Source organism: Pseudonocardia sp. KRD291 (genome assembly GCF_019263595.1).
In the GTDB taxonomy this organism is placed as follows: domain Bacteria; phylum Actinomycetota; class Actinomycetes; order Mycobacteriales; family Pseudonocardiaceae; genus Pseudonocardia.
In genome coordinates this window covers 1-25,459 of record NZ_JADQDD010000023.1, presented here as the reverse complement: position 1 = coordinate 25,459, position 25,459 = coordinate 1, and the positions used below count along the sequence as shown (strand labels likewise).

Below are 25,459 nucleotides of genomic sequence, written 5' to 3'. Positions count from 1 at the left end.
GGGGCCGGGGCGCGGTCAGGACGCGACGACGCTCGCCGCCCGGAACGTCTCCCCCGGCATCTCGCGGCGCAGCCTCCAGGTGATCGCGATCGGTCGTTCGCCCTGGTGCGAGACGTACTCGCACAACCCGAGGCAGAGGAACGGCGCACCCTCGCCGAAATCGTTCGTCGGCGACTCACGGACGAACAACGCGACGTGGGTGCCCCGGTCCCGGTGTCCGAGGTAGCGCCGACCCGTCTCCGACGCGACCGACGTCGCGTTCTGCGACTCCCAGTGGAACAGGTCCGGGCGCAACGCGAAGTCGCGGTACATCGTGGTCGGCGAGAAGTCCCGCTCGGTCTTGCGCAGGTTGACCAGCAGCGCGTCGGTGCGATGCTCGGGCGACCACTGCACACCTTGCACGTGGGTACGGACGCCCCGGTCCAGCGATCCGTAGTCCAGCGCGGCGAGGATCTCCTCGCGCTTGTAGTGAGCGTGGCTGCGCAGCGGGATGTGCTGCATCCCCTCCCCTAGCGGCTTGGGCAGGTGCCGTGCCTGGTCGAGCGCGTACGCGGTGAGCTCAACGATCTCGGCGCAGACGCCCGGGTGCCGGCGCAGGTGGCGGAGCCCGTCGTCGTAGGAGTCGAAGCCGCCGCGGTCGGGCCAGAGCGTGAAGAACAGCATCCGGGCCAGGCGCCGGTCGCGTTCGGTCAGGTCGCCGTAGTCCGGGCCGGCCGGGTCGGCGATGCGCGCGTAGAGCGCGGCCCGCTCCGGGTCGTCGACGTGGGCGAACGAGACGACCCGCTTGAGCAGGTCCACCTCGTCCGGGCCGACCGCGGCCGTCGGCAGGCCGGCGTCGCGGCGCAGGCCCGTCCACGAACCCTTGCCCCGGTAGAGGTCGGCGATCTCGGTGCCGGACTCGCGCAGGTACCCGGCCAGCGGCAGGTCCCCGTGCGACCGGACGTCGGCGACGAGGTCGCGGCGCGTGAAGCGCAGCTGGGACCGGACGCCGTCGAGCACGGTCCGCTGGGCGACCGGGTCGAGCACCATCGCCGAGCCGGACGGCAGGAACGGGAACCCCTGCTCCACGTCGCGCTCGAGCCCCTTGCGGGTGCTGCCGGTCAGCGCCCGGTAGCGGACGTCGAACCGGAACTCCCGGCGGTGCTGGCCGATGAAGTCCAGGGCTGTCAGAACGGCCTTGCCCGGCGCGCGGCGCAGACCACGGCCGAGCTGCTGCAGGAACACCGTCGCGCTCTGCGTCGGGCGCAGCATCAGCACCGTGTCGACCTGCGGCACGTCGAGACCCTCGTTGAACACGTCGACGGCGAACAGGGCGTTCAGCTCACCGTCGCGCAGCCGCCGCAGGGCCTCGTCGCGGTCGACCTGCCGGGTCCGGCCGGACACCGCTGCGCTCGGGATCCCGGCGCGGGTGAACACCCCGGCCATGTACTCGGCGTGCGCGACCGAGACGCAGAAGCCCAGTGCCCGCATCCGCGTCACGTCGGTGACCTTGTCCCGGGTCTCGCGGACGATCTTCGCAGCGCGGGCGTCGTTACCGGTGTAGAGCCCGTCCAGGGCCGCCTCGTCGTAGCGGCCGGCCTTCCACTCGACGCCTCGCAGATCCACGTCGTCGGCGATGCCGAAGTAGTGGAACGGCACGAGCAGGTCCGCCGAGAGCGCGTCCCAGAGCCGCAGCTCGAACGCGCTGCGGCCGCCGAACCGGTCGCGTACGTCGGCGCCGTCGGCGCGTTCCGGGGTGGCGGTGAGCCCGAGCAGCTCGACCGGACGCAGGTGGGCGAGCAGCCGCTGGTAGGTCGCCGCCTCGGCGTGGTGGAACTCGTCGACGACGACCACGTCGAAGTGGTCCGCCGGGATGTTGTCGATCCCGTACGCGGCCAGCGACTGGACGCTGGCGAACACGTGGTTCCAGCGCTGGGGCCGCTCGCCGGCCACGTAGGTCTCGCCGAACGCGCCGTCGGCGAGCACGGCCCGGTAGGTGCGCCGGGACTGCTCCAGGATCTCCTTGCGGTGCGCGACGAACAGCAGCCGGGCGCGGGGCAGGACGGCGCGCAGCCGCGCGTAGTCCAGGGCCGCGACCACCGTCTTGCCGGTACCGGTCGCGGCGACGACGAGGTTGCGGTGCCGGTCGTGCACGAACCGCTCGGCGTCGAGGGCCTCCAGGATCTGGGACTGGTGCGCGTACGGGCGGACCTCCAGGCCGGTCAGCGTGCTGGTGGCCCGGTCCGCCCGGTTCGCGCCGAGCGCCTCGGCGAGCCGCTCGGAGTCGGCGGGGGTGTCCGGGTCGTAGGGGGTGAACTCGGGCGCGGACCAGTAGGTGTCGAACGTCGAGGTGAACTTGCGGATCAGGTCCGGGGTCGCGACCGAGGACAGCCGCACGTTCCACTCCAGGCCGTCGACCAGCGCGGATCTCGACAGGTTGGAGCTGCCGACGAACGCGGTGTCGAACCCGGTCTCGCGCCGGAACAGCCACGCCTTGGCGTGCAGCCGGGTCGTCGCGCTCGCGTAGCTGATCTTCATCTCGGCGCCGTGGCGGCGCACCAGCTCGTCGACCGCGCGCTGCTCGGTGGCCCCCATGTAAGTCGTGGTGATCACCCGGAACGGGACCTGACGCTCGTGCAGCACGTCCAGCTCCGCCTCCAGCAGGCGGATGCCGTGCCAGCGGATGAACGCGCACAGCAGGTCGACGCGGTCGGCGGAGGTGAGCTCGGAGCGCAGCTCCGCGTGCAGCGTCGGCTCGCCGCGGGTGTTGGTGAGCAGCGCGGCGTCGGAGAGCGGGGTGAGCGGCCGGTGCACCTCGTGCACGCCCGGCGCGATCTGGCGGGTGAGCGCGACGAGCTGCTGCAGCTCGTCGTGCAAGCGCTCGTCCCCGGCGTCGGCGACGACACCGATCAGACGGTTGACCAGCTCGACCCGCTCCTGCGGGTCCTGCTCGGCGAGCGCGCGCTCGACGACCGCGGCGACGTGGCGGGCCAGCACCCGCGGCTGCGTCGCGTCGGCGACGCCGTCCCAGCGAGGGGTCAGATCGGCGGCGACACGGGCGAGCGCGGCGTCGAGCCCGGTGGTGCGCAGGCTCTCGTGGGCACCTGCGCGCAGCGGTTCGGACACGGGACCCCGTTCGGACGGCCAACTCGGACGGGTGAAGCATGCCGCGCCGCACCGACAGTTCACGGTCGCCGCCGCATCGCCGCCGGCGAGCCGGCGTGTCGAGACCGCCGGCGAGCCGGCGTGTCGAAAAGTCGACGGATCCGGATGAACGGACCGTCGCCGCCCGAAACACCCACGCCGTAGGCTCCCGCCCGTGCGGACGGACTCGGCCCTGCGGCGGACGGTGACCCGGTGAGTGGACTCTTCGCGTTGCTCGACGACGTCGCGGCGCTGGTGCGCCTGACCACGGCGTCCCTCGACGACATCGCGGGCGCCGCCGGCCGGGCCGGGGCGAAGGCGGCCGGGGTCGTCGTCGACGACGCGGCGGTCACCCCGCGCTACGTGCAGGGCCTCAAGCCCGAGCGCGAGCTGTCGATCATCCGGCGGATCGCGACGGGCTCGCTGCGCAACAAGCTCCTGATCATCCTGCCGGTGGCCCTGCTGCTGAGCCAGTTCGCGCCGTGGCTGCTGACACCGATCCTGATGGTGGGCGGGGCGTACCTCTGCTACGAGGGCGCCGAGAAGATCTGGGAGTCCCTCGCCGGACACGAACCCGACCCGGCCGAGCGCGACGAGGCGGCCGCCGCCGATCCCGCCGAGCACGAGAAGACGGTGGTCTCCGGCGCCGTCCGGACCGACTTCATCCTCTCCGCCGAGATCATGGTCATCGCTCTGAACGAGGTCGCGGCCGAGGGCTTAGTCTCCCGCGCCGTCATCCTGGCCGTGGTCGCGGTCGCGATCACCGCGCTCGTCTACGGCGTGGTCGCGCTGATCGTCAAGATGGACGACGCTGGCCTGGCCCTGGCGAAGCGGGGCACGAGCGCGGTGAGCGCGTTCGGGCGCGGGCTCGTGCGGGCGATGCCGATCGTGCTCTCGGTACTCTCGACCGTCGGGATCGCGGCGATGGTGTGGGTCGGCGGGCACATCCTGCTCGTCGGTGTCGACGAGCTGGGCTTCCATCCGCCCTACGCCCTCGTGCACCACCTGGAGGTGCTCGTCGCCGACGCCACCGGGGCTCTCGGCGGATTTCTGGGGTGGCTCACCAACACCATCGGATCGGCGATCGTCGGGCTGATCGTGGGCGCTCTGATCGTGGCCGTACTGCACCTCGTCCCGAAGCGGAAGAAGCGCACCGAGCACTCCTGACCTCGCATCCCTTCGCGAGCCGTTCAGGGAAGCGAGCGGCCCTTCGTCTCCGTCGACGCGCAGTGCAGGACGTGGCCGTCGATCAGGGCCCTCAGCGGGAACCCTGCTCGTCCGGGAAGACCGGACCCGATTCCATCAGTTCAGCGAGCTCCTCGTCGGTCTCGTCGGCGTCCGCCGCGATCAAGATCCGGCCTCGGAGGGACCCCTGAACGCGGGCCGCGGGCCCGAGCGGTTCCGCCACCGCATCGACGCTCTCCGGTTCAGCCACGCGACAGAAGGTATCCGATCGGACAACGGTCTACAGCCGAGCTTTCTGAACGACCTCGCGCAGTTCGGCGTCGAATCGCTGCCGCACCTGCTGGGCCCAGTGTGGTCCGGTGAGCCGCGGGTCCGGGTCCGGGCATTCGCGTGCGGTGGTCTCGTCGAGATAGACCTCGAAGCAGCTCTGGATCCCCTGGATGATCCCTTCGAGCAATGACCGGCCCGGCTCTGCCGGGTCGAGGACGGTCGACCCGGCGCGGCCTCCGTGGAGCTGCGGATCCTCGTCGAGGTTCTCGTCCGCGCTGCCCACGAAGTACCCGGCCGCGGCGAACAAGGCCTCCTGCAACAGGTCTCGGACAACCCCCTCGGCGTTCGTCACGTGGTGGTCGAGCACGGCGATGGCGATCCGCAGGTCCCGCTCGCTCACCAGCTGGGCGTGCGCCAGGAGCTGGACGGCCGAGGTGCTCCCGTCGAGCCGCGCGGTCACCAGGACCGCAGCGCCGAGCCACTCCAGCGCGGCGACGGACGCCGCCACCGGTTCGACCTCGGTGAACAGGAACTCGCTGCCCATCGGTACGTCGTGTAGGAGGGCATGCGCCGCGGTGAACTGGCAGGTGAGTACGTCGCGGCGAATCCGGGTGACCGCCTGTTGCGCGCGACCGGTCAGGTCGCCCGCCATCGCGGACCGGATCGCGTGACATTCGGCCTCGACCTCGCGCACCACGGCCTCCCGGCATCCGCGGTCGTCGATCTCGGCGAGCAGCCGTCCGACGGTGTGCGCGGCCTCGTCCCGGCGGTCCTCGGCGATCCGCAACAGATCCCCGACCGGCATGTTCGGCCGCCGCAGGATCGCGGCGAGCCGTACGGCGTCGGGCTCGTCGGTACCGTCGGTACCGGGCGTGGTGTAGGCGATCCAGAGGTGCTCGGAGAGCCGGTCCAGAGCCTGGGCGAGATGGCGGGCTCCGGCTCCTTCGCAGGTCGCCGGGATGCGCGTGACGCGGTCGGCGACGGATCCGGCGCCGGTGGGCCAGGTGGCGACGATCGTCGAGGCGGACGGGTGGTGGGCGTAGGTGGTCATGTGCGCGAGGGTGCTCACCCGGCGACGCCCCGGCAGCGGAACGGGCCGGTTCGGCGCCGTCGGCCGCGGTCGGCGTTCACGGGGGTGAACAGAAGCCCTTCGGCGACAGTTCGTTGCAGCGTCCTCGCCGAGACTCGTGGTCGGAACACCTCCGGTCAGCGGCCGCGCCGGTTTACCCTCCCGTTCATGACCGTTGCCGGGCTCCCGGAACACGATCCGAAGTTCGACGGCCTCCTCACGCAGGTCGACCCGGACAACGTCCTGGCCGTGCATGCCGCACTCCGACGGCAGGCCGATGACATGTACGTCGGTCTGATCAACGCGCAGACCTCACTTCAGATCGGCCGGTGCGGCGGCGACCCCATCTCTGCCGATGCCCAGGTCGCGTTCAACTCGAAGCTCACCGACGTACTCGACCTGCATTGGCGGCATCAGATGGAGGTCGATGAGGCAGCGGCCCTGCTCCGGCTGACCGCCCTGCACTACGGCCACACCGACGACGACATCGCCCATGCCCTGGCCGCACAGGACCGGCGCGGATGAGCCGCCCGATCTGGCTGGAGTCGACCGCGCTCGCTGCAGTCGCCGCCGCGCTGCTGAGCGGCTGCGCGGCCGGTCCGACCGACACCGCAGCGCCTACCTCCACTCTTCCGCCACGTCCGGCCGAGCTGGACGTCCTGGCGATCGACCCCTGCAGCATGCTCGACCGCGATCAGCAGGCCCGGTTCGCCATCGTCCGGGGCTTCCCCACCCGGAACACGGTCAACGGAGCTACGACGAACGGCTGCGGGTGGCGCGCTGAAGACCGGTGGAACTACATCGCGCAGACGTTCCCGATCGGGGCGGAGACCGCTCTCACCGATCCGACTGCCGTCCCCACGACCGTGGCCGGATATGGAGCCGTGCAGACCTGGGTGGCCACGCCCGGCTCAGCCACCCCGCCGATCTGCCTCGAAACGATCGACACCACCTCAGGTGCTGCAGTCCGGGTTCACGCGAGCCTCGGCCCCGGCGAGAGAGCCGATCCCGATGCCGAACGTCCCGCCGTGTGCGCTCGGGCCCAGGAGCTCGCCGAGGCGGTCATGACCACCATCCGTCGGTAGAGGCCCGAGCCCCGGGAACACTCAGCGCGACGCGGGGTCCTCGGACCGTCCCATCTGCAGATCCACGCGCGTGGCCTCCCCCGCCGGAACCTCCACCGACGTGGTCACCGGCGCGAACGTGCTGGCCACGATCGTGTACTCCCCCGCAGGCATCCCGAGGAAGGCATACTCGCCCGCCCCGTCGGCGACCACCGTGCCGACGACCTCGCCCTGCAGGCTCACCGCGGTCACCGTCGCCCCGGACAGGCCGGTCCCGTCCGGGCCGGTCACCATCCCGGAGAGCATGCCCGAGGTCGAGGAGAGCACCAGCTCGGCGACCGACGTGGTGCCCGGCTCCACCGCCAGGGTGACGGCGGAGGGCTCGTGGTCCGTGGCGCTCGCGGCGACGGTGGTCGAGCCCGAGGGCATACCGACCATCTGGAACGTCCCGTCGGGGCCCGCGTACACCCGTCCGACGACCTGCCCCCGCGCATCGGTCGCGATCACCAGCGCCCCGGGGACCGGGGCGCCTCCGTCGGCGGCGGTGACGGTGCCGGTGACCAGGCCGTTGCCGTCGAGGGCGAAGTCGCGGACGACGCCGACGCCGTTCAGCGTCACCGCGGTGACGGCCGGGCGGAAGCCGGGCGCGCTGGCCACGGCGGTGTAGGTGCCGGGCGGCAGGCCCCGCAGCGAGTACTCGCCGCCGCTGGCCGAGGTCCGGGCGATCTGGCGTCCGTCGCGGTCGGTCACCGTCACGACCCCGTCGACGCCCGCGGCGCCGGACCCGGCCGACAGCCGCCCGATCAGCTCCCCGGGCTCGGCGTGGCGCCGCTCGTCGACCGTGCGGTGCGACGCGGGCTGCGCCGCACCGTTGGACGCGGCGGCGTGCGCGAGACCGGCCGGACGGCGGTCGGGCACCGCGTCGTCCGTGACCAGCTCGGACGGACCGGCGCCGGCCCCGCCCGCGACGGCGGCGAGCTCACCGCCCACCGACTCGTGCTCCCCGGTCGGCTCCTGCTTGCCGCCCGCGAACCAGGACCCGACCGCGGCGACCACGCACGCGATGACGGCGAACCAGAACGCGGCGGAAAGGCCGTCGGCGAACGGCCCGGAGATCAGCTGCGGGAAGAAGCTGTGCCCGGTCAGGATCGCGGCCTGGTCCGGCGGCAGCGTGCCCACGGTCGACCCGAGCAGCTCCTGGATCGGGTTGTAGCCCAGGAACGCCGCGAACAGCACGCCCACCGGGGGCAGGTCCGCGATCCGGGACGCGTCGGCGGCCGGGACGGCGTGCGCGAGCAGCCCCTGCTCCATCACCGACGGCAGGTTCTGCGACAGCCCGGCGATCATCAGGCTGAAGAAGAAGCCGATCGACAGGACCATGGCCGCGTTCTGGAACGTGGCCGTCATGCCGGCGCCGGCACCGCGGGCGTCGTCCGGGAGGCTGTTCATGATGTCGGCGCGGTTCGGCGAGGAGAACAGGCCCATGCCCAGGCCGTTGACCAGCAGGATCGCAGCGAACGGGAGGTAGCCGAAGTTGATCGGCAGGATCTCCAGCAGCAGGAAGCTGACCGCGGAGACCAGCATGCCGCCGGTGGCGAGCCAGCGGGCGCCGTAGCGGTCGCACAGCACGCCGGAGACCGGCGCGGCGATCAGGAAGCCGACCGTCAGCGGCAGCATGTAGATGCCGGCCCAGAGCGGGGTCTCCTCGAAGGAGTAACCGTGCTGGGGCAGCCAGATCCCCTGCAGCCAGATGATCAGGACGAACTGCAGCCCGCCGCGGCCGAGCGAGGCGAGCAGGTTGGCGATGTTGCCGAGGGTGAACCGGCGGTTGGCGAACAGCGACAGCGTGAACAGCGGGTTCGACACCTTGCGCTCGATCAGCACGAACGCGCCCAGCACGATCACACCGCCGATCAGGCAGATCAGCACGGTCGGGCTCCCCCAGCCCATCACCGACGTGCCGTAGGGCTGGATGCCGTAGGTGATACCGACCAGCACCGCGATCAGGCCCACCGCGAAGGTGATGTTGCCCCACCAGTCCATCTTCGCCGGGCGTCGCTCGCCGGTGTCGCGCAGCTTGAGGTAGGCCCACACCGTGCCGAACAGGCCGAACGGCACCGAGACCAGGAAGACCAGCTTCCAGTCGATCGGTCCGAGCAGTCCGCCGATGACCAACCCGAAGAACGAGCCCGCGATCGCGGCGACGCCGTTGATCCCCAGCGCGAGGCCGCGCTGCCGGACCGGGAACGCGTCGGTGAGGATCGCCGAGGAGTTCGCCATCAGGAACGCGCCGCCGACGCCCTGCACGATCCGCCAGCCGATCAGCCACAGCGCGGCCGCGTCGCCCTGCTGCCAGGTGAGCCACAGGAAGACCGAGGCCACGGTGAACACGGCGAACCCGAGGTTGTACATCCGGACCCGGCCGTACATGTCGCCGAGCCGTCCGAACCCGACCACCAGCACCGCGGTGACGACCAGGAACCCCATGATCATCCACAGCAGGTAGCTGGTGTTGCCGGGCTCGAGGGGGTTGATGCCGATGCCGCGGAAGATGTCCGGCAGCGCGATCAGCACGATCGAGGAGTTGATCGTGGCCATGAGCATGCCGAGCGTGGTGTTCGACAGCGCGATCCACTTGTAGTTCGGCCCCGGGCCGGAGCGCGGTGCCGGCGCGTCCGGGACGGAGACACGGTCGATGACGGCCACGGTTCTCCCCTCGATTAGTTGATTGATGCTAATCAAGCGTCGGAGGAGAACAACAGACCGTTACGCCGTGCAACAGCTCACACGGGGCGGTCCGCGCGCCGAGCGGCGGGACGAACCCGGCGAACCGGATCTAGTGGTTGCCGTAGACCTTTGCCGGGCGGACCAGGACGGCGACGCGGCCCTCGGAACGCATCGCGGCGTCGTAGGCGTCCCAGTCGTCGTGGGTGCCACCCGCGGAGACGAACACCGCGCGCAGCAGAAGGCGCAGGCCCTCGGCGTCGACCCCGTCGGCGGGGTCGTCCGGGCCGATCAGCTCGCTGGTGCCGTCGACGGCGGCCCAGCGCCACCCGGCGCGCCAGAGGATCGAGGTGGCCGGCCGCGCCCGCAGCGTGCGCAGCTTGACCGGCCCGTAGGTCACGTACCCGACGACCGGCTCGCCGGTGATCGGATGGTCCAGCACACCGGCGTTGACCAGCGAGGAGTGCGGGGCGCCGTCGGCCCGCACCACGCTCACCGAGCACAGGCCGTGCTCTGCGGTGACGATGCGGCGGACCGGTTCGAGATCAGGGCTCACGTGCCGAGTGTGCACCCGTGGAGGACGAACGGCTCAGCGCCAGCCGAGCTTCTTCGTGCAGGCCGGCCACGCCTTCCAGCCCTGCTCCTCCTTGACCTCCTTGGCCACCTCGATCTGCTGCTCGCGGGTGGCCTGGTCGGCCGTCGGCGCGTGCTCGGTGCCTCCGAAGCGCTTCCAGGTCGACGGCGTGAACTGCAGGCCGCCCTTGAAGCCGTTGCCGGTGTCGGCGTCCCAGTTCCCGGTGCTCTCGCAGTGCGCGAGCTTGTCCCAGGTCGCGGACTTCTCGGCGGACGGGGCCGAGGCCGCGTCCGGTGCCGGCGCGGCCATCGCGGTCCCGGCGATGCCCAGCGGGGCTGCCGCCATCGCGGTCATCGCACCGGCGCGGGCGACGCGTCGGCCGGTGTTCGTGGGCTTGCGGTGCCGTCCAGCCATGAGGAGATCTCCGAACCTGTCAGGGGAGCAGTTCTCGCCGAACCCGAGGGGGAGCGGATCGACGCGAGGCACCGTAACCATTCCGAGATAGTCGGTGACAAGTCGAGTTGCCCTCGTGACGCAGCGTCGCGCCGAATGGTCAACCGCTCGCGATCAACGGCGAACGGGCTAACGCTTATCGCTGCGTACTCGTCCGAACGGTCGTGGCGCCGTCGTCACCGTTCCGGGTGACCGCCCGCCGCGCGCACACGTCACCGGGCATATCGGCCCGGCATTCGCCCGGCGGCGACGGCGCCGGTACCCCTCGACTCAGGTCGGCGAACCGACGCCCGCCTCCGCGACCGGACGCCGCCGGGCCACCGTCCGCCCGGCCACCAGCGCGGACAGTGCGAGCAGCACCACCACCAGGCCGTAGACCTCGGCGGTGACCCTCAGCCCGGCGACCGTCGCGGAGACCCCCGCGACGACGGCCGGCACGCTGAACGCGAGGTAGGCCAGCGTGTAGGTGGTCGCGAACAGCTCGCCGCGCTCGTGCGGCGCGGCGATCCGGGCCAGGGTGCCGAACGTGCCGTACGCGGCCGCCCCGAACCCGACCCCGGCGACGAGTGTCCCGACCCCGGCCAGGACCGCCGGTCCGGCGCCGGCGCCCGGCCCGGTGAGCGCGACCCCGACCAGCGTGACCACCGTGCCGAGCGCGAGCCCGGTCGCTGCGCCCGGGAGGACCCGGCCGGGCTCGCGCCCGCGCAGCAGGAACGCGGTCAGCGCGCCGGTGCCGCACAGCATCGTCACGACCAGACCGCCGATGAGGTGGTTGCGCAGCTCGAACAGGTTCGCGGCCACCGACGGCCCGAGCGAGAGGTAGAGCCCGCCGAGCGCCCAGCTGGCCAGCAGCACCGGCACGATCGCGGCGAACTCGCCGCGGATCCGCGCCGGCACCCCGACCCGCGGCCGCAGCGACGCGAGCGCGCCCGGCCGGCGCGTGATCGTCTCCGGCATGAACGCGGCGGCCAGGGCGGCCAGGACCATGCCGGCCAGCAGGATCACCCAGACCAGCCGGGTCGGGGCCGGGCCGAACTCGACGAGCGCCCCGCAGCCCAGCGCGCCGAGCCCGAGCCCGGCCAGCGGCGCGACGCCGTTGATCAGACCGGCCCGCCCGCGGGCGTGCGGCGGGTCGAGGTCGACGAGCGTGGCGGGCAGCGTCGTCGTCGCCGCGCCGGTCGCGACGCCCTGCACGATCCGGGCCACCAGCAGCGCCCCGACGCCGTCGGCGGTCAGGAACAGCACCAGCGACACGGCCTCCAGCACGATCGCTCCGACGATCACCGGACGGCGCCCGAGGTGGTCCGACAGCGCGCCGACCACCAGTAGCGCGGCGATCAGCGCGAGCACGTACACCGCGAAGACCAGCGTCAGTGTGAACTCGGTGAAGGTGAACCGCTGCTGGTAGACGACGTAGAGCGGGGACGGCGCGCTGGACGCGGCCAGGAACCAGACGAAGATCGTCGCCACCGCGGCGAACGCGACCGGCCGGGAGAGCCGGACCCGGAGTGCTGGGGCGGACATCGAAGCTCCTTGGTGCAGGTATCGTTGCGTTAAGGGCACGGTAGCACCCTGATCGCAACAATCACTGCGTTAGCGGAGCTATTCCCGCCCCGGCGAGAGGAGCGCGACATGACGACGTCGCAACACAGCACGCGGGAGGCCGGCGCGACGCCGCGGCCGCGGCCGGGCGGACGGTCGGCCAGGGTCCGAGCGTCGGTGCACCGCGCCGTGGGCGAGCTGCTGGCGCAGGCCCCGGCGGAGTCGCTGACCATCCCGGCCGTCGCGACCCGAGCCGGCGTGCACCCGACGACGGTCTACCGCCGCTGGCCCACGCTCGCCGAGCTGCTCGCCGACGTCGCGGCCAGCCGGTTCAGCGGCGACATCGTCGTGCCGGACACCGGGTCCCTGCGCGGGGACCTGGAGCGCTGGGCCACCGACGTCGCCATCGACCTGGCCGACCCGGACGTGCTGGCGCTGATGCGCGCGGCCGTCGGCGCCGCCGGGCCGGACGGTGGGGACGCCTGCGTCGCCGACCGACACGAGCAGCTCACCGCGATGCTGGAACGCGAGCGCGCCCGCGGCGGCCCCGACGACGGATCCGACCGTGGACCCGGAGGCGACCCCGCGACCGTGCCGAGCACCGACGAGGCTGCCGACGCGCTGCTCGGCCCGCTCTACTACCGGGCGGTGTTCACCGCGCGCCCCGGCGAGCCCGGCTGGGCCCGCGGCCTGGTGGGTCGCCTGCTCGCCGGACGCGGCTGACCCGGCCCGGTCCGAACCGGCCGGGATTGCCCGACCTACTCGCCGCCGCCCCGAGAGGCCACGCCGGCCAGCACCAGGACTCCGTACACGGCCGCGACGACGGCGAGGGCGAGCACGAGCACGCCCGGGGCCTGGATGCTCAGCACCAGGCCGGCCCCGGCCCCGACCACCGCGCAGGACCCGACCACGGCGATGGCCCCGTAGCGCAGGTGCCGCCGCTGTCCGGGCGAGAGCGTAGGGCGGCCCGCGGAGGCGTGCCGGGCGGGGTCGCCGGCCCGGAACTCGTCCCGCTCGGGCACGGCGCCCGGCTCGGCGGGCCGCGATCCGTCGAACCGCGGATGTGGGCAGGGCAGGTCGGAGAACAGCATCACGATCTCACCGCGGGTGCGGGCCGACATCGCCTGCGTCGCCCGCTCGGCGTACTCCGGGGCGAGCAGCCGGCCGGCCGTCGTGTGCTCCCCCAGCAGGCGCTCGGCATTGGCCCGGTCCCGGTCGGCCACCCGGACCTCGCTCCAGGCCCCGCCGGAACCCACCTCGGTCGCCGCGGTCGAGATGTCAGCGGTCGAGAGTTCAGCCGTCGGGGCTCGGTCTCCGCTACCGGTGCTCATCACGTTCGTCCCGTCCTCATACGGTGACGATCGCACCGGCACGGCGTCGCCCACCTCGACCACAGGTCCCATTCCCCGGCCGGGTACTCGTCCTTTCGGTCGATCGGGTCCGCGCGTCGGTGCATCGCGCCGTCGGCGAGCTGCTGGCGCAGGGCCCCGGCGGAGTCGCCGACGATCCCGGCCGCGCCGTGACCCGGGCGCTCAGGCCAGCGCGGCCCGCAGGGCTCTTCCGGCGTGCTCGAGCACCTCCCGGGCGGGGTCGAGCACACCGGCCATCTGGATGAAGCCGTGGAACACACCGTCGACCGGCAGGTGCTCGGTGGCCACCCCGGCCCCGGCCAGCTTCGCCGCGTACGCCACGCCCTGGTCGCGCAGCGGGTCGAGCTCCGCGGTGACGACGAGCGCCGGCGGCAGGCCGGACAGGTCCGCGGCACGGGCCGGGGACATCCGCGGGTCCATGCCGTCGTCCGGGCCGGACTGGTAGAAGCCGGTGAACCACTCCATCCAGGCCCGGGAGAGCATCGGCCCCCTGGCGTTCTGCTTCATCGACGGGCTGTCGTCGTGGCGGTCGGTGACCGGGTAGAGCAGCAGCTGGAACCCGATCGCGGGCCCGCCGGAGTCCCGGGCGGTCTGCGAGACGACGGCGGCCAGGTTGCCGCCCGCGCTGTCCCCGCCGACGGCCAGGCGCGCGGGGTCGCCGCCGTACCCGGCGATCGCGGTCGAGGCCCAGACGACCGCGGCGTAGGCGTCGTCGACGGCGGCCGGGAACCGGTGCTCGGGAGCGAGCCGGTAGCCCACGGCGGCGACGACGGCGCCGGCGCGGTTGGCCAGCGAGCGGCAGACGCCGTCGTGGGTGTCCAGGTCGCCGATCACCCATCCGCCGCCGTGGAAGTACACGAGCGTCGGGAGGGGCCCGGTCGACCCGGGGACCGACGGCACGTAGACCCGGACCGGGATGTCCCCGCCGGGGCCGGGCGCGGTGGCGTCCTCGACCCGCGCGACCTGCTCGGGAGGGCCGGCGAGCTCACCCAGGTCGCCCATCATCGCCCGGTTCTGCGCGACGGTCATGCTCTCCGGAGAGGGCATGCCCTGCTCGGCCATCTGTCTCAACAGCGCTTCGGCCTGCGGGTGCAGCGGCACCTCGGACCTCCTTCCGGATCGGGGCTCCCGTGCCGATCATGCACCAGCGGACGGCAGCGGAGGAGCACCTGCCGGGCAGGCGCTGGGCAGCCCCTCCGGCGAATCACCGGTGTGCGACGGCCGCGGACGGGTGGAGGTCGAGGCGCAACGTCCCCCGGGGCCCTTCGACCACATCGGCCTCCACCCCGTACACCTCTCGCAACGCAGCGGCAGTGAGGACCTCGGCCGGGGAACCGACCGCTCGCAGGGACCCCCCGTGCAGGAGGGCGACGGTGTCGCAGTAGCGGACGGCGAGGTTGATGTCGTGCAGGGCGGCGACCACGGTGCCCGGTGACGCGGCGAGCAACTGCAGCACGTGCAGCTGCTGTCCGATGTCGAGATGGTTGGTGGGTTCGTCCAGCAGCAGGTGCGGGGCGTCCTGGGCGAGCGTGCGGGCGATGGAGACCCGTTGGCGTTCCCCTCCCGAGAGCGTCGACCAGCGACGACCCCGCAGATGCGCGACGTCCAGGTCGGCGAGGGCGGTCTCGGCGTGCCGGACGTCGTCGGCGCCGCTGCGGCCCCAACGGTCGCGGTGCGGGATCCGTGCGAGCAACACCACGTCGAGCACCGTCATGTCGACGCCTGCGACGTTGTCCTGGGCCAGCAGTGCGACCCGGCGAGCCACGTCCTGGCGTGCGGACGCGGTCAGTGGGGCGCCGTCGAGCAGGACCTCGCCCCGGTCCGGGCGGTGTAGGCCCGCGAGGACCCGCAGCAGTGTCGACTTGCCGGACCCGTTGGGGCCGAGCAGACCCAGGAAGCCGCTGTCGGCGACGTCGAGATCGATACCGTCGAGCACCACGTGGCCCTGGTGGCTGCAGCGGATGTCGCGGATGCGCAGGCTCACGCTCAGCTCCTCAACCGGCGCAGGACGACGGCGAACACCGGTACGCCGACCAGGGCCGTGATGACGCCGACCGGGACGTCGGTCGGGGCGAACAGGGTGCGTGCGCCGGTGTCGGCCCATACCAGGAACACCGCGCCGAGCAGCGCGGACAGTGGCAGCAGTCTGCGGTGCCCGCTGCCGATCAGATGGCGGGCGAGGTGCGGCACGACGAGCCCGACGAAGCCGATGGCCCCGCTGGCCGCGACGAGTACGGCCGCGATGAGCGCGGTCGCGGTGAACAGCACGAGCCTCGCCCGGCCCGGCCGGACCCCCAGGGTGGCTGCGGACTCGCTGCCGAAGGCGAACGCGTCCAGGGTCGGGGCTGCGGCCAGGCAGAGGATCACCACGGCGAGCGCCACCAGCGCGCCGGTGTACACCGCGGCCCAGTTCGCGGCCGCGAGTGAGCCCAGCAGCCAGAAGGTGAGGCTGCGGGTCGTGTCGGCGTCGGCCGCGGCCACGACGACCAGGCTGGTGAGCGCGGAGAACAGCTGGGAGGCCGCGACCCCGGCCAACACCACCTGGGTCGACGAGTTCAGGTTCGGCCCCACGAGTGCCAGCACCAGCCCGAACGCGACGAGACCACCGACGAAGGCGCCACCGGGGAGAGCGAGCGCGGTGCCACCCAACCCGAGTACCACCACCGCGACCGCGCCGGTCGAGGCGCCGGAGGAGATCCCGAGCAGGTACGGGTCGGCCAACGGGTTCCCGGTGAGAGCCTGCAACACCACGCCGCACACCGCGAGTCCGGCGCCGACGAGAACGGCGAGCAGGACCCGCGGCATCCGGAGTCGGGTGATGATGCCGTCCTGCAGCGGGGGCAGTCCCTGGACCGGGAGTCCGAGGTGGAAACCGACCGAGCGGGCGACGTCGGCTACGGACAGGTCGGCGGAGCCGAGGGTGACGGCAACGGCCGCGCTCGCCGCGAGCAGGACGGTGACACCGGTGAACACCAGCGCCACCCGGCGGTGTCCGTGCTGACAGGAGGAGCGACCAACGGTGGCGGCGCGCTCCCCGCGCAGCTCAACGACGCGCGAGGACGACATAGTCGTCGAGGTACTGCCACACTGTTGCGGCCTCGGCGAAGCCCGCCGTGCGTAGCGCGGACAGGTGGAAGTGCAGTGGGGCGTCCGGCTGTGGTGGCCGGTCGGCGAACCTGTCCCGGCGGTCGGCCATCCGCTCGGCCAGGTCGGGGAGCTGCTCGGCGTCGGCCCACCATTGGTCCCAGCTCTGCGCCCCGGCAGCGAAATGGGTGCGCTGCCAGCGGCGGTCGTGCTCGGCCGACAGCGAGCGCAGCATCGGATCACGGTCGTCGTAGCGCAGGTGGTCGGCGTTGAGCAGTACCGCCTCCGGCTCCAGCAGCTGAGCCAGTTCCGTGTAGGCGCCCAACAGCTGCGCCGGCGCGAGCCAGTGCAGCGCGGTCGAGCTGAGGACGGCGTCGAAGGTGTGGCCGGCGAGGGTGCGCGACCACCCCGGCCGGGCGAGGTCCACGTCCAGAACGGTTGCCCGGTCACCGAACACCCGGGCGGCGAGGCATAGCAGGACGGGGTCGAAGTCGACCGCGACCACCGAGGCCCCGGGGAACCGGGTCAGCACCCGGTCTGTGATCGAGCCGGGCCCGCAGGCGAGATCGAGCACGGTCGGTGCAGTGTGACCGCGCAGCTCGAGCACGTCGAGCATCGCGTCGAACCGCGCCTCCCGGTGGGCGACGTAGGCGGTCTGCTGCGCCTCCCAGCGCGCCAGCAGGTCCCGGTACGGATCGGTGAGGACGGTGTTCACGAGGTGGGCTCCCTGAGGCCGGTGGCGAGCGCCTCGAGGGCCGAGACGCTGCGGATGGATGGGTCCATGGCCGATCCGGGGACGGTGACGATCGCACCGGACCGGACCGCGGACAGTTGCGATGTGACGGGGTCCGACCGCAGGAAGTCGGCCTTGGCGGCGGCGCTGTCGCCGTCACCGCCGCGAGTCAGGTCGGCCAGGACGATGACGTCGGGGTCCCGGGCGGCGACCTCCTCCCAGTTGCCCTCGACCCAGCTCCGGGCGGAGTCGTCGAAGACGTTCCGCAGACCGAGCATCGAGCTCATGCTCTGCGGCAGCCCGGCACCACCGGCCAGGGCGGGGGTCGTGGTGCCGGAGTAGAACCACATCACCGTGCGACCGTCGTCGGTGCTCGCGGCAGCCTCGGTCGCGGCCTGCACCCGTGCGCGTTGGGTGGCGACGAGTGCGGCGGCCCGGTCCGGGACGTCGAAGACCCGTCCGAGCTCGGTGATCTCTTCGGCGATGGAGTCGAAGTCGGGGGGCTCGGACGGACGAGAGGTGTCGTCACAGTCGTGCCGGGACAGGTAGGCGGGAACGCCGAGTGCGGCGAGATCGGCCCGGCTACCGGCCGCGTCCGGGGCGTAGGCCGAGGACAGCGTCGAGTAGGTGAAGTCCGGGGCCGCGTCCAGTACCGCCTCCCGTGAGGGGTAGAGCGACGCGAGTACCGGGACCCGCTCGTAGGCCGGTGCGTACTCCGGGAGAACCGGGTCGGTCTGGTAGCTCGTGCCCACCATCCGGTCGGCCAGCCCCAGCGCGAGCAGTATCTCGGTGGCGTTCTGCTCCAGTGTGACCGCGCGCTGCGGCGGGCTCGAAATCTCCAGGGGGCGGCCACAGGACTCCACCGTCGACGCACGCGTCCCTGCGCCGGGCGCTTGAGTGTCCGCCGAGGCGCACCCCGCGAGCACGGCGAGTCCCACCGCGGCACACGCTGCCCCTCTCGCCCGGCGCAGGAGCACCCGCCCCCGGTCGCGCTCGGATCCGCGGGACGGTTGCCCGGTCACAGCCATCACGGCTCACCTTTCCGCGTCGTGGACCACCACGACGCAAATGACTATCGATATCGATAGACTAGGCGATGGGTCGCCCAGGTGGATGTGATGCTGCGAACGATCACGAGGTTCGAACGCCGCGCTCCCCTGTTCACCCTGTCCGAGTGCGGCGACACCACACCGACGCGGAACGGCCCCGGACCAGGTCGTGGTCCGGGGCCGTTCGGGTCCGCCGATCAGACGGTGGGGAACCTGGTCAGGCGTCCTGGGTGTAGCCGGCGGCCTGCGCCTGCCACATCCAGCGGGCCTCCTCGAGCGCGCGGGCGATCTCGATGAACAGGTCCTGGGTGACCGGATCGGTCTTGTCGGTCTCCTCGATCCGCGGGCGCAGGCGGCGCACCGCCGCGTCGACGGCCTCGAAGATGGTGACGACGGTGTCGCGGTCGGAGACCCAGCCCTCCGGGAACTCCGGGATGCCGGTGGTCTTCGCGACCGTGGTGGACCGTCCGTCCGGGGAGACACCGATCGCGGCCGCACGCTCGGCGGCGTTGTCGGTGTGGGTCCGGGCGGTGTCGACCAGCTCGTCGAGGTGCAGGTGCACGTCGCGGAACTGGCGGCCGACCAGGTTCCAGTGCGCCTGCTTGGCGACCAGCGACAGGTCGACCAGGTCCACGACGGTGTCCTGCAGCGCGCGACCGGTGATGTCGCGGGCGCCGTCGTCGAGCGGGCTCGTGATGGGTGCAGCCATGGTGAGTGGCTCCTTCCGTGCGTCGTTCGGCGCGCACCGGATCTGCGGCGCGGCACACCGGGTACAGCGTCCGGTACCCCTCCGGGATTCCCGTTCGGGCCCGCCGCACACCCGGAAGTGACCCGTCACGCACCCGTGAAGGCGTGCCTGACCTGGGTGTGTCTGCCCCCGGACCGCTCAGGACAGCGCGTGCACGAGGGCGACCGCGCGCGCGAGGGTCTGCAGGCGCGCGTCGAGGGTGTCGCCCGCCGGGTAGAGGCGGACGGTGTCGACGCCGGCGTCGCGCCACACGCGCAGCCGTGCGGCGACCATCTCCTCGGTGCCGATCAGCGTCGTGCCCAACACCATCTCGTCGGTGACCAGTGCCGCGGCGCCGTCGCGGTCGCCGCCCTGCCAGCGCTCCCGGACCGCCTCGGCCCGCTCCGACCAGCCCTGGCGGCTGTAGGCGTCGTGGTAGAAGTTCGTGCCCGCCGTGCCCATCCCGCCGAGGCTGAACGCGAGCCCCTTCCTGCGTTCGGCGACCATCGCGGCGAGCTCACCGGCGTCGGCGGCGAACGCGACCTCCGCGCCCTGGCAGACGTCGAGGTCCGCGCGGGCGCGCCCGGCCTCGGCCAGGCCGCGGTCGAGGTGCGAGAAGTAGGCCTCGGCGCCCTCCGGGACGAAGCTGGTGCCCAGCCAGCCGTCGGCGACCCGGCCGGTCAGGGCCAACATCCGCGGCGACATCGTGGCCAGGTAGATCGGGATGTCCGGGTTCGGCGCGGACGACAGCCGCATCGGACGGCCCTCGCCGCCGGGGCGCGGGATCGCGACGGTCTCGCCGGAGTAGGAGACCTTCTCCCCGGCCATCGCCGCCCGGATCACCTCGACCGTCTCGCGGGTGCGGGTCAGCGGCTTCGCGAACGCCACCCCGTGCAGCCCCTCGATCACCTGCGGCCCGGACGGGCCGAGGCCGAGCAGGAACCGGCCCTGCGACATGTCGGCCAGCGTCAGCGCGGCCTGCGCGATCGCGACCGGGCTGCGGGTGCCGACCTGGATGACCCCGGACCCGAGCAGGATCCGCTCGGTCCGCGCGGCCAGGTAGCCCAGCGCGGACGGGGCGTCCGACCCCCACGCCTCGGCGACCCAGCAGACGTCGAGGCCCAGCCCCTCCGCCTCCCGGACGAACTCGACGGTCTCCCGCCAGTCCCCGCCGGAGGCCTCGATCGTGGTCGCGGTGCGCATCACGGGGCGGGTCACCGGGCCAGAGTTGCACAGAAGGACCCACGTGTCGCCCGGGCACGGGACCCCGGAACAGCACAGAGCCCGCCTCCCCCGGAGGGGAGACGGGCTCTGTGAGCTTCAGTCAGCTCAGATGACGCGAACGCCCTGGGCCTGCGGGCCCTTCTGGCCCTGACCCACCTCGAACTCGACCTTCTGGCCCTCGTCCAGGCTACGGAAGCCCGACGCGTCGATCTCCGAGTAGTGGACGAAGACGTCCGCGGAGCCGTCGTCGGGAGCGATGAAGCCGAAGCCCTTCTCGCCGTTGAACCACTTCACAGTGCCCTGAGTCATGTCTTCTCTGCTCCTCGCAGGTGGTGGCGCCCCGCACTGTGCGGGTTGCCGGCCGAACCCGGCGGGGCGGACGAGCACTCTGTGCCCTCGTCCACTACACCACCGAGCTGTCCCCGCGCGTGCAAAACACGAACACCGAAACCGAACGACCACGATCAGCCAACCACATCCTGGCGTCCGATGTGGGGCCGGGTCGGTGGACGGCATCACCGCAGGTGGTGACGGCGCTGTGAGCGGCATGCCCCGGCGCGTCTCCCACGGGATCCGCGACACTGCTCAGTCGGCCGGCTCCGCGAACCGCCTGCGCCGCGCCACCCCGCCGAAACGCTGCTGCACACCCTGCTTGCTGGTGCCGTAGAGCTCGCCGATCCGGGTCCAGGTCGTGCCGGTCTGGCGCGCTTCCTCGACGGCGGTGAACTCGAGGTCCTCGGCCGCCTCGCGCAGGCGTCGGGCGGCCTCCAGCACGGCCGTGGGCTTCGTCGCCGCCTCGACCTCGGCGACCGCATGCGCCACCCGCTCGACCGAACCCCGTGCCGCCATCCGTCAATCCTAGCTTGACACCGTGTCCGTCAATGATATGTTGACTTCAGTCAATACCTGGTTGACGATGTTCACGGAACGGTATCGGGGAGGTGACGGCATGGGCAAGAAGAAGAAGGACAAGAAGGGCAAGAAGAAGAAGAAGTGACGTCCGTGCGGCACGGATGACGCGGTGGGGCGGACACGGTCCGCCCCACCGCTATCGGCGTGTCGCCGTCCGGGCGGTCACGCCCCGCGGACGGTTCCGCCGAGCAGCGACGCGGCGTTCTCCCGCCCGATCGCCGCCGCCAGTGCCGGGTCGAGGTCGGCGAGCACGGCCCCGGCCGGGGACTCGCGGGCCGCGAACGGGTAGTCGGTACCGGCCAGGACGTGCCCGGCGCCGAAGCGGGTGACGGCCAGCTCCAGGCTCGCGGAGTCGTAGGTCAGCGAGTCGCACCACAGCTCCCGGGCCCGCTCCCCCGGGCTCGGCCCGGTCCGCCCGGCCAGCACGGCACCGCGGTCGAGACGCGGCAGGATCCCGGGCAGGGCCCCGCCGCCGTGCGCCAGGCACAGGCGCACACCCGGACGCCGCGGGCGCCCGGTGATCAGACCGGCTGCGGCCACCGCGGTCTCCGACGGCATGCCCAGCCCGAACCCGACGCCGAGCGCGGCCAGGCGCGGGTCGAGCGTCAGGTCCACCGGGTGCACGAGCACGAACGCACCGAGCTCGGCGGCGGCGTCGAAGAACGGGTCCAGGCGCTCGTCGGCCAGCTCGACCTCGCCGGCGCGGGTGCCGATCTCGACGCCGAGGAAGCCGAGATCCTCCACGCAGCGGCGCAGCTCGCGCACCGACGCGTCGACGTCCTGCAACGGGACGGCGCCGAGCCCGTACAGACGTCCCGGTGCGGCCGCGGTGAGGCCGGCGAGGAACTCGTTCTGCGCGGCGGCCAGCACGGCGGCGCCCGCGGCCGGCTGGTCGTGGCACAGGGTCACCGGGATCGGCGAGACGAGCTGCGCGGCGACGCCCTCGTCGTCCATGTCGCGCAGCCGCCGCTGCGGCGCCCAGCACCGGTCGTCGATCTCCCGGTAGACCCGGCCGTCGAACAGGATCTGCGCGGTGCCCTCGCCCGTGCGGCGCACCGACGGCCAGCGGCCGGGGTGCGCGGACAGGTCCGGCAGGTCGGGGTCGATCCCGTGCGTGTGCACGTCGATCAAGCCGTCCGGCAGGTCGGTCGGGTCGTGCGCGGCCATCGGGCCTCCGGACGTCGTCGTGCGCGGACCCTCGACGCTAGGCGATCCCGGGTGCTCAGACCAGGCGCGGGAGCAGCGACCGGGCCCCGGCGCGCAGGTCGTCGAGCGCGTCCTCCGAGCCCGAGAGGTGACGCAGCAGGGCCTGCTGGAACAGCCCGTCGAACGCGGCGTAGGCGAACGCGGACGTGCACGACGGCGGCGCGCCGACCAGGCCGGAGTAGGCCGTGACGATCCGCCAGATCATCCGTTCGAGGCTGGAGTCGATCTCGGCGACGTCGGCCCGGAACGACTCCTCGAACAGCGACTGCGAGCGCAGGTCGTACCAGAGCCGGTGCATCAGGGCGTCGGAGACGAGCGTCGCGGCCAGCCCGTCGCCGAACGCGGCCGCCAGCGCCCCGGGCTCGGCGGCGGTCGCCGCGATCGAGTCGTAGCGCAGCACGCAGGTCGCCTTGTACTGCCGGACGCAGTAGGTGATCAGCTCGACCTTGTCCCGGAAGTAGTAGTGCAGCACCCCGTGCGAGAAGTCGGAGTTCTGGGCGATCTCGCGCAGGCTGGTCCGGGCGTAGCCGAGCTCGGACAGGGTCTGCAGCGCGGCGTCGGCGAGCTGGCGCCGGCGTTCCTCGAACTTGTCGACCTGCCGGCGCGAGATCCGGTCGGTCCGGTCGGTCGTGCTGGTCACGGTGGGCCCTTCGTCCTCGGGGTCGGCCACGACGATAGACCCTGACGGCTGTTTCTGGACAGTCGTCCAGGATTGTCTTGACGACTGTCCAGAGATCGTGGCAGGTTGTGCTCCGCCTCACTCGCCGAGGGTTCCTGAGGCCACATCGACGTGTCACGGAAGGACAGTTCATGAGCTCGTTCGAACTCACCGGGCGGAAGGTGCTCGTCACCGGCGGCGCACGCGGCCTGGGGGCCGGAATGGCGACGGCGATGGCCGCGGCGGGCGCGGAGGTGATGCTGGCCGACGTGTCGAAGGACGTGGGTGAGCAGACCGCCGCGACGATCACCGGGAACGGCGGCGGCCGCGCCGGGTTCGTCGCCCTCGACGTCACCGACGACGCGCAGTGGGAGTCCGCCGTCGCGCACACCGTCGCCGAGCTCGGCGGCCTGGACGTGGTCGTCAACAACGCCGGCATCGAGGTCACCGAGCTGCTGGTCGACACGAACCCGGACGAGATCCGGAAGATGCTCGAGGTCAACGTGCTGGGCACGATGCTCGGCATCAAGCACGCGTTCCGCGCGATGCGCCCGGGCGGCGCGGCGGGCAACGGCGGCTCGGTGATCAACATGTCGTCGGTCGCCGCGACCATCGCGTTCCCGGCCATCTCCGGGTACTCCGGCACCAAGTCCGCCGTCGACCGGCTGACCCGGGTGGCGGCGATGGAGTCCGGCAAGCTCGGCTACGGGGTGCGGGTGAACTGCATCTACCCCGGCCTGGTGGCCACCGACATGGGGGTGAAGCTCGCCGTCGAGACGTCCGGCCTGGGGCTGTTCGAGAGCCCGGAGGCCGCGGTCGGGGCGGTCGTCGAGCTGACGCCGTCCGGTCGCCTCGGCGAGGTCGCCGACATCGCGGACGCGGCGGTCTTCCTGGCCTCCGACGCCTCGCGGTTCGTCAACGGCGTCGGCCTGCCGGTCGACGGCGGAATGGGTATGTGACACCTCCGGCGGGTCGAGCGGACGAGACGAGGCCGGTTCTCCCATGTCACTGACGTACTACCTGGACAAGGGTGCCTCGCTCGGGCGCGACGCCCCCTGCCTGACCCTCGACGGGGTGTCGCTGTCCTACGGCGACGTCGTCGACCTGAGCCACTCGGTCGCCCGGGCGCTGCGGCGCTCGGGCGTCCGGCCCGGCGACAAGGTCGGCATCCTGTCCGCGAACGACCCGACGGCGTTCTCCTGCGTGTTCGGGATCGCCCGGGCCGGGGCGGTGTGGTGCCCGATCAACCCGCGCAACGGCGCGGCGGAGAACCGGGAGCTCCTGGAGCTCTTCGACTGCGCCGCGCTGATCTTCCAGCCCGCCTTCGACGGCCTGGTGGCCGAGATCGCGCCGTCGTTGCCGGAGCTGCGCACGCTGGTGCGGCTCGGCCCCGGGCCGGCCGGGCCGGGATCCGACGACGCGCCGTCGGGGTCGGTCGAGTTCGGGTCGTGGCTCGCCGCGGCGGCGGACGACGGGCCGGCCGAGGCGGCGCCGCCGGACGACGTCGTGGCGCTGGTCGGCACCGGCGGGACGACCGGGCGTCCCAAGGGGGTCATGCTCACCGACCGCAACCTCGAGGCGATGTCGGCGATCACGTTGATGAGCTACCCGTTCGACGGGCGGCCGGTCTACCTGGCGCTGGCGCCGCTGACGCACGCGGCCGGGGTGCTGTGCTTCCCGGTGACCGCGCTCGGCGGCGAGGTCGTGGTGATGGCGAAGCCGGACGTCGGGGCGTTCCTGGCGCTCGCGCAGCGCCATCGCGTGACGCACACGTTCCTGCCCCCGACGCTGATCTACATGGTGCTCGGGCACGAGTCGCTGGACTCCACGGACCTGTCCGCGCTGCAGTGCTTCTGGTACGGCGCGGCGCCGATGTCGGCGGTCCGGCTGGAGGAGGCGCTGGAGCGGATCGGGCCGATGGCGCAGCTGTTCGGGCAGTCCGAGGCACCGATGATGGTCTCGACGATGTCGCCGGCGCAGCACCGGCGCGCCGACGGCTCAGCGGCGGTGGAGCGACTGTCCTCGGCAGGACGTCCGTCGCCGCTGGTCTCGGTCGCGATCATGGACGACGACGGGAACCTGCTCCCGACCGGCGAGCGCGGGGAGATCGTGATCCGCGGGTCGCTGGTGATGGCCGGCTACTACCGGAACCCGGACGCGACGGCGGAGGTCTCCGCGCACGGCTGGCACCACACCGGCGACATCGGCTACCTGGACGCGGAGAACTTCCTGTTCATCGTCGACCGCGCCAAGGACATGGTGATCACCGGCGGGTTCAACGTCTACTCCGCCGAGGTGGAGCAGGCGCTGATGGCCCACGACGCGGTGCGCGACTGCGCCGTGGTCGGGCTGCCGGACGACAAGTGGGGCGAGCGCGTCACCGCGGTCGTGCAGCGACAGCCCGGCGCCACCGTAGGCGCCCACGAGCTGACCGCGTTCGTGAAGGAACGCATCGGCAGCGTGAAGGCCCCGAAGCAGGTCGAGTTCTGGGA

25 protein-coding genes are annotated in these 25,459 nt (G+C 72.5%); 6 read left to right on the top strand and 19 right to left on the bottom strand.

Features of this window, described 5'->3' with window-relative positions; all coding sequences use genetic code 11:
* Positions 1 to 15 precede the first annotated feature (15 nt).
* On the bottom strand, positions 16 to 3,105 hold the full coding sequence (locus tag I4I78_RS05905) for a DUF3427 domain-containing protein (protein WP_218610169.1): 3,090 nt from the start codon (positions 3,103 to 3,105) through the stop codon (positions 16 to 18).
* 231 nt (positions 3,106 to 3,336) lie between these two features.
* Here I4I78_RS05905 and I4I78_RS05900 point away from each other — a divergent pair, with 231 nt between their 5' ends.
* On the top strand, positions 3,337 to 4,290 hold the full coding sequence (locus I4I78_RS05900) for a DUF808 domain-containing protein (RefSeq protein WP_218610168.1): 954 nt from the start codon (positions 3,337 to 3,339) through the stop codon (positions 4,288 to 4,290).
* 91 nt (positions 4,291 to 4,381) lie between these two features.
* Here the strand turns inward: I4I78_RS05900 and I4I78_RS05895 are convergent, their stop codons facing one another.
* Both I4I78_RS05895 and I4I78_RS05890 read right to left on the bottom strand, forming a co-directional pair.
* A complete protein-coding gene (locus tag I4I78_RS05895) occupies positions 4,382 to 4,558 on the bottom strand; it encodes a hypothetical protein (protein ID WP_218610167.1) in 177 nt (58 codons plus the stop codon).
* A 30-nt stretch (positions 4,559 to 4,588) separates the two neighbouring features.
* Positions 4,589 to 5,629 (bottom strand): hypothetical protein, encoded by a 1,041-nt coding sequence (locus tag I4I78_RS05890; RefSeq protein WP_218610166.1) that lies wholly within the window; start codon positions 5,627 to 5,629, stop codon positions 4,589 to 4,591.
* 186 nt (positions 5,630 to 5,815) lie between these two features.
* Here I4I78_RS05890 and I4I78_RS05885 point away from each other — a divergent pair, with 186 nt between their 5' ends.
* Together I4I78_RS05885 and I4I78_RS05880 are read left to right on the top strand one after the other, a co-directional pair.
* Positions 5,816 to 6,172 carry a hypothetical protein gene (locus I4I78_RS05885; RefSeq protein ID WP_218610165.1) on the top strand — a complete coding sequence of 119 codons (357 nt, stop codon included), beginning with the start codon at positions 5,816 to 5,818 and terminating at the stop codon, positions 6,170 to 6,172.
* Positions 6,169 to 6,732, top strand: a complete 564-nt coding sequence (locus I4I78_RS05880; RefSeq protein ID WP_218610164.1) for a DUF3558 family protein — start codon at positions 6,169 to 6,171, stop codon at positions 6,730 to 6,732. Before I4I78_RS05885 ends, I4I78_RS05880 begins: the two co-directional genes overlap by 4 nt.
* Before the next feature lie 21 nt (positions 6,733 to 6,753).
* Here the strand turns inward: I4I78_RS05880 and I4I78_RS05875 are convergent, their stop codons facing one another.
* From I4I78_RS05875 to I4I78_RS05860, 4 genes are all read right to left on the bottom strand, one after another.
* On the bottom strand, positions 6,754 to 9,315 hold the full coding sequence (locus I4I78_RS05875; protein ID WP_218610179.1) for an MFS transporter: 2,562 nt from the start codon (positions 9,313 to 9,315) through the stop codon (positions 6,754 to 6,756).
* A 232-nt stretch (positions 9,316 to 9,547) separates the two neighbouring features.
* Positions 9,548 to 9,991: a pyridoxamine 5'-phosphate oxidase family protein gene (locus I4I78_RS05870; protein WP_218610163.1), complete on the bottom strand. Its 444-nt coding sequence runs from the start codon at positions 9,989 to 9,991 to the stop codon at positions 9,548 to 9,550.
* Between the two features lie 33 nt (positions 9,992 to 10,024).
* Complete coding sequence (locus I4I78_RS05865) at positions 10,025 to 10,423, bottom strand: transglycosylase family protein (RefSeq protein WP_218610162.1); 399 nt, start codon at positions 10,421 to 10,423, stop codon at positions 10,025 to 10,027.
* A gap of 309 nt (positions 10,424 to 10,732) precedes the next feature.
* On the bottom strand, positions 10,733 to 11,986 hold the full coding sequence (locus I4I78_RS05860; protein ID WP_218610161.1) for an MFS transporter: 1,254 nt from the start codon (positions 11,984 to 11,986) through the stop codon (positions 10,733 to 10,735).
* 108 nt (positions 11,987 to 12,094) lie between these two features.
* Here I4I78_RS05860 and I4I78_RS05855 point away from each other — a divergent pair, with 108 nt between their 5' ends.
* Positions 12,095 to 12,727 (top strand): TetR/AcrR family transcriptional regulator, encoded by a 633-nt coding sequence (locus I4I78_RS05855; RefSeq protein ID WP_218610160.1) that lies wholly within the window; start codon positions 12,095 to 12,097, stop codon positions 12,725 to 12,727.
* A 35-nt stretch (positions 12,728 to 12,762) separates the two neighbouring features.
* Here I4I78_RS05855 and I4I78_RS05850 read toward each other — a convergent pair whose 3' ends face one another.
* From I4I78_RS05850 to I4I78_RS05795, 12 genes are all read right to left on the bottom strand, one after another.
* Entirely contained in the window at positions 12,763 to 13,335 is a 573-nt protein-coding gene (locus I4I78_RS05850) for a DUF1707 domain-containing protein (protein ID WP_218610159.1), read from the bottom strand.
* Positions 13,336 to 13,536: 201 nt separating this feature from the next.
* Complete coding sequence (locus I4I78_RS05845) at positions 13,537 to 14,475, bottom strand: alpha/beta hydrolase (protein WP_218610158.1); 939 nt, start codon at positions 14,473 to 14,475, stop codon at positions 13,537 to 13,539.
* Positions 14,476 to 14,578: 103 nt separating this feature from the next.
* Positions 14,579 to 15,358 (bottom strand): ABC transporter ATP-binding protein, encoded by a 780-nt coding sequence (locus I4I78_RS05840; protein WP_308251926.1) that lies wholly within the window; start codon positions 15,356 to 15,358, stop codon positions 14,579 to 14,581.
* A gap of 2 nt (positions 15,359 to 15,360) precedes the next feature.
* On the bottom strand, positions 15,361 to 16,356 hold the full coding sequence (locus tag I4I78_RS05835; RefSeq protein ID WP_308251925.1) for an iron chelate uptake ABC transporter family permease subunit: 996 nt from the start codon (positions 16,354 to 16,356) through the stop codon (positions 15,361 to 15,363).
* Between the two features lie 61 nt (positions 16,357 to 16,417).
* On the bottom strand, positions 16,418 to 17,173 hold the full coding sequence (locus tag I4I78_RS05830; RefSeq protein WP_218610155.1) for a trans-aconitate 2-methyltransferase: 756 nt from the start codon (positions 17,171 to 17,173) through the stop codon (positions 16,418 to 16,420).
* Entirely contained in the window at positions 17,170 to 18,054 is an 885-nt protein-coding gene (locus I4I78_RS05825; protein WP_218610154.1) for an ABC transporter substrate-binding protein, read from the bottom strand. The genes I4I78_RS05830 and I4I78_RS05825 overlap by 4 nt, the downstream gene beginning before the upstream one ends.
* 403 nt (positions 18,055 to 18,457) lie before the next feature.
* Entirely contained in the window at positions 18,458 to 18,949 is a 492-nt protein-coding gene (locus tag I4I78_RS05820) for a Dps family protein (protein WP_218610153.1), read from the bottom strand.
* 177 nt (positions 18,950 to 19,126) lie between these two features.
* Entirely contained in the window at positions 19,127 to 20,170 is a 1,044-nt protein-coding gene (locus I4I78_RS05815; RefSeq protein ID WP_218610178.1) for an LLM class flavin-dependent oxidoreductase, read from the bottom strand.
* 126 nt (positions 20,171 to 20,296) lie between these two features.
* Positions 20,297 to 20,500, bottom strand: coding sequence for a cold-shock protein (locus I4I78_RS05810; RefSeq protein WP_130291372.1), 204 nt, complete (start codon positions 20,498 to 20,500; stop codon positions 20,297 to 20,299).
* A gap of 276 nt (positions 20,501 to 20,776) precedes the next feature.
* Positions 20,777 to 21,040 carry a hypothetical protein gene (locus I4I78_RS05805; protein WP_218610152.1) on the bottom strand — a complete coding sequence of 88 codons (264 nt, stop codon included), beginning with the start codon at positions 21,038 to 21,040 and terminating at the stop codon, positions 20,777 to 20,779.
* A gap of 225 nt (positions 21,041 to 21,265) precedes the next feature.
* The gene (locus I4I78_RS05800; RefSeq protein ID WP_218610151.1) at positions 21,266 to 22,270 is read right to left on the bottom strand and encodes an amidohydrolase family protein; all 1,005 of its coding nucleotides are present in this window, start codon (positions 22,268 to 22,270) and stop codon (positions 21,266 to 21,268) included.
* 55 nt (positions 22,271 to 22,325) lie between these two features.
* Positions 22,326 to 22,949: a TetR/AcrR family transcriptional regulator gene (locus tag I4I78_RS05795; protein ID WP_218610150.1), complete on the bottom strand. Its 624-nt coding sequence runs from the start codon at positions 22,947 to 22,949 to the stop codon at positions 22,326 to 22,328.
* Positions 22,950 to 23,119: 170 nt separating this feature from the next.
* Between I4I78_RS05795 and I4I78_RS05790 the strand changes: the two genes are divergently transcribed.
* Complete coding sequence (locus I4I78_RS05790) at positions 23,120 to 23,926, top strand: SDR family NAD(P)-dependent oxidoreductase (RefSeq protein WP_218610149.1); 807 nt, start codon at positions 23,120 to 23,122, stop codon at positions 23,924 to 23,926.
* A gap of 43 nt (positions 23,927 to 23,969) precedes the next feature.
* The coding region (locus tag I4I78_RS05785) for an AMP-binding protein (protein ID WP_218610148.1) at positions 23,970 to 25,459 on the top strand (1,490 nt) is incomplete at its 3' end.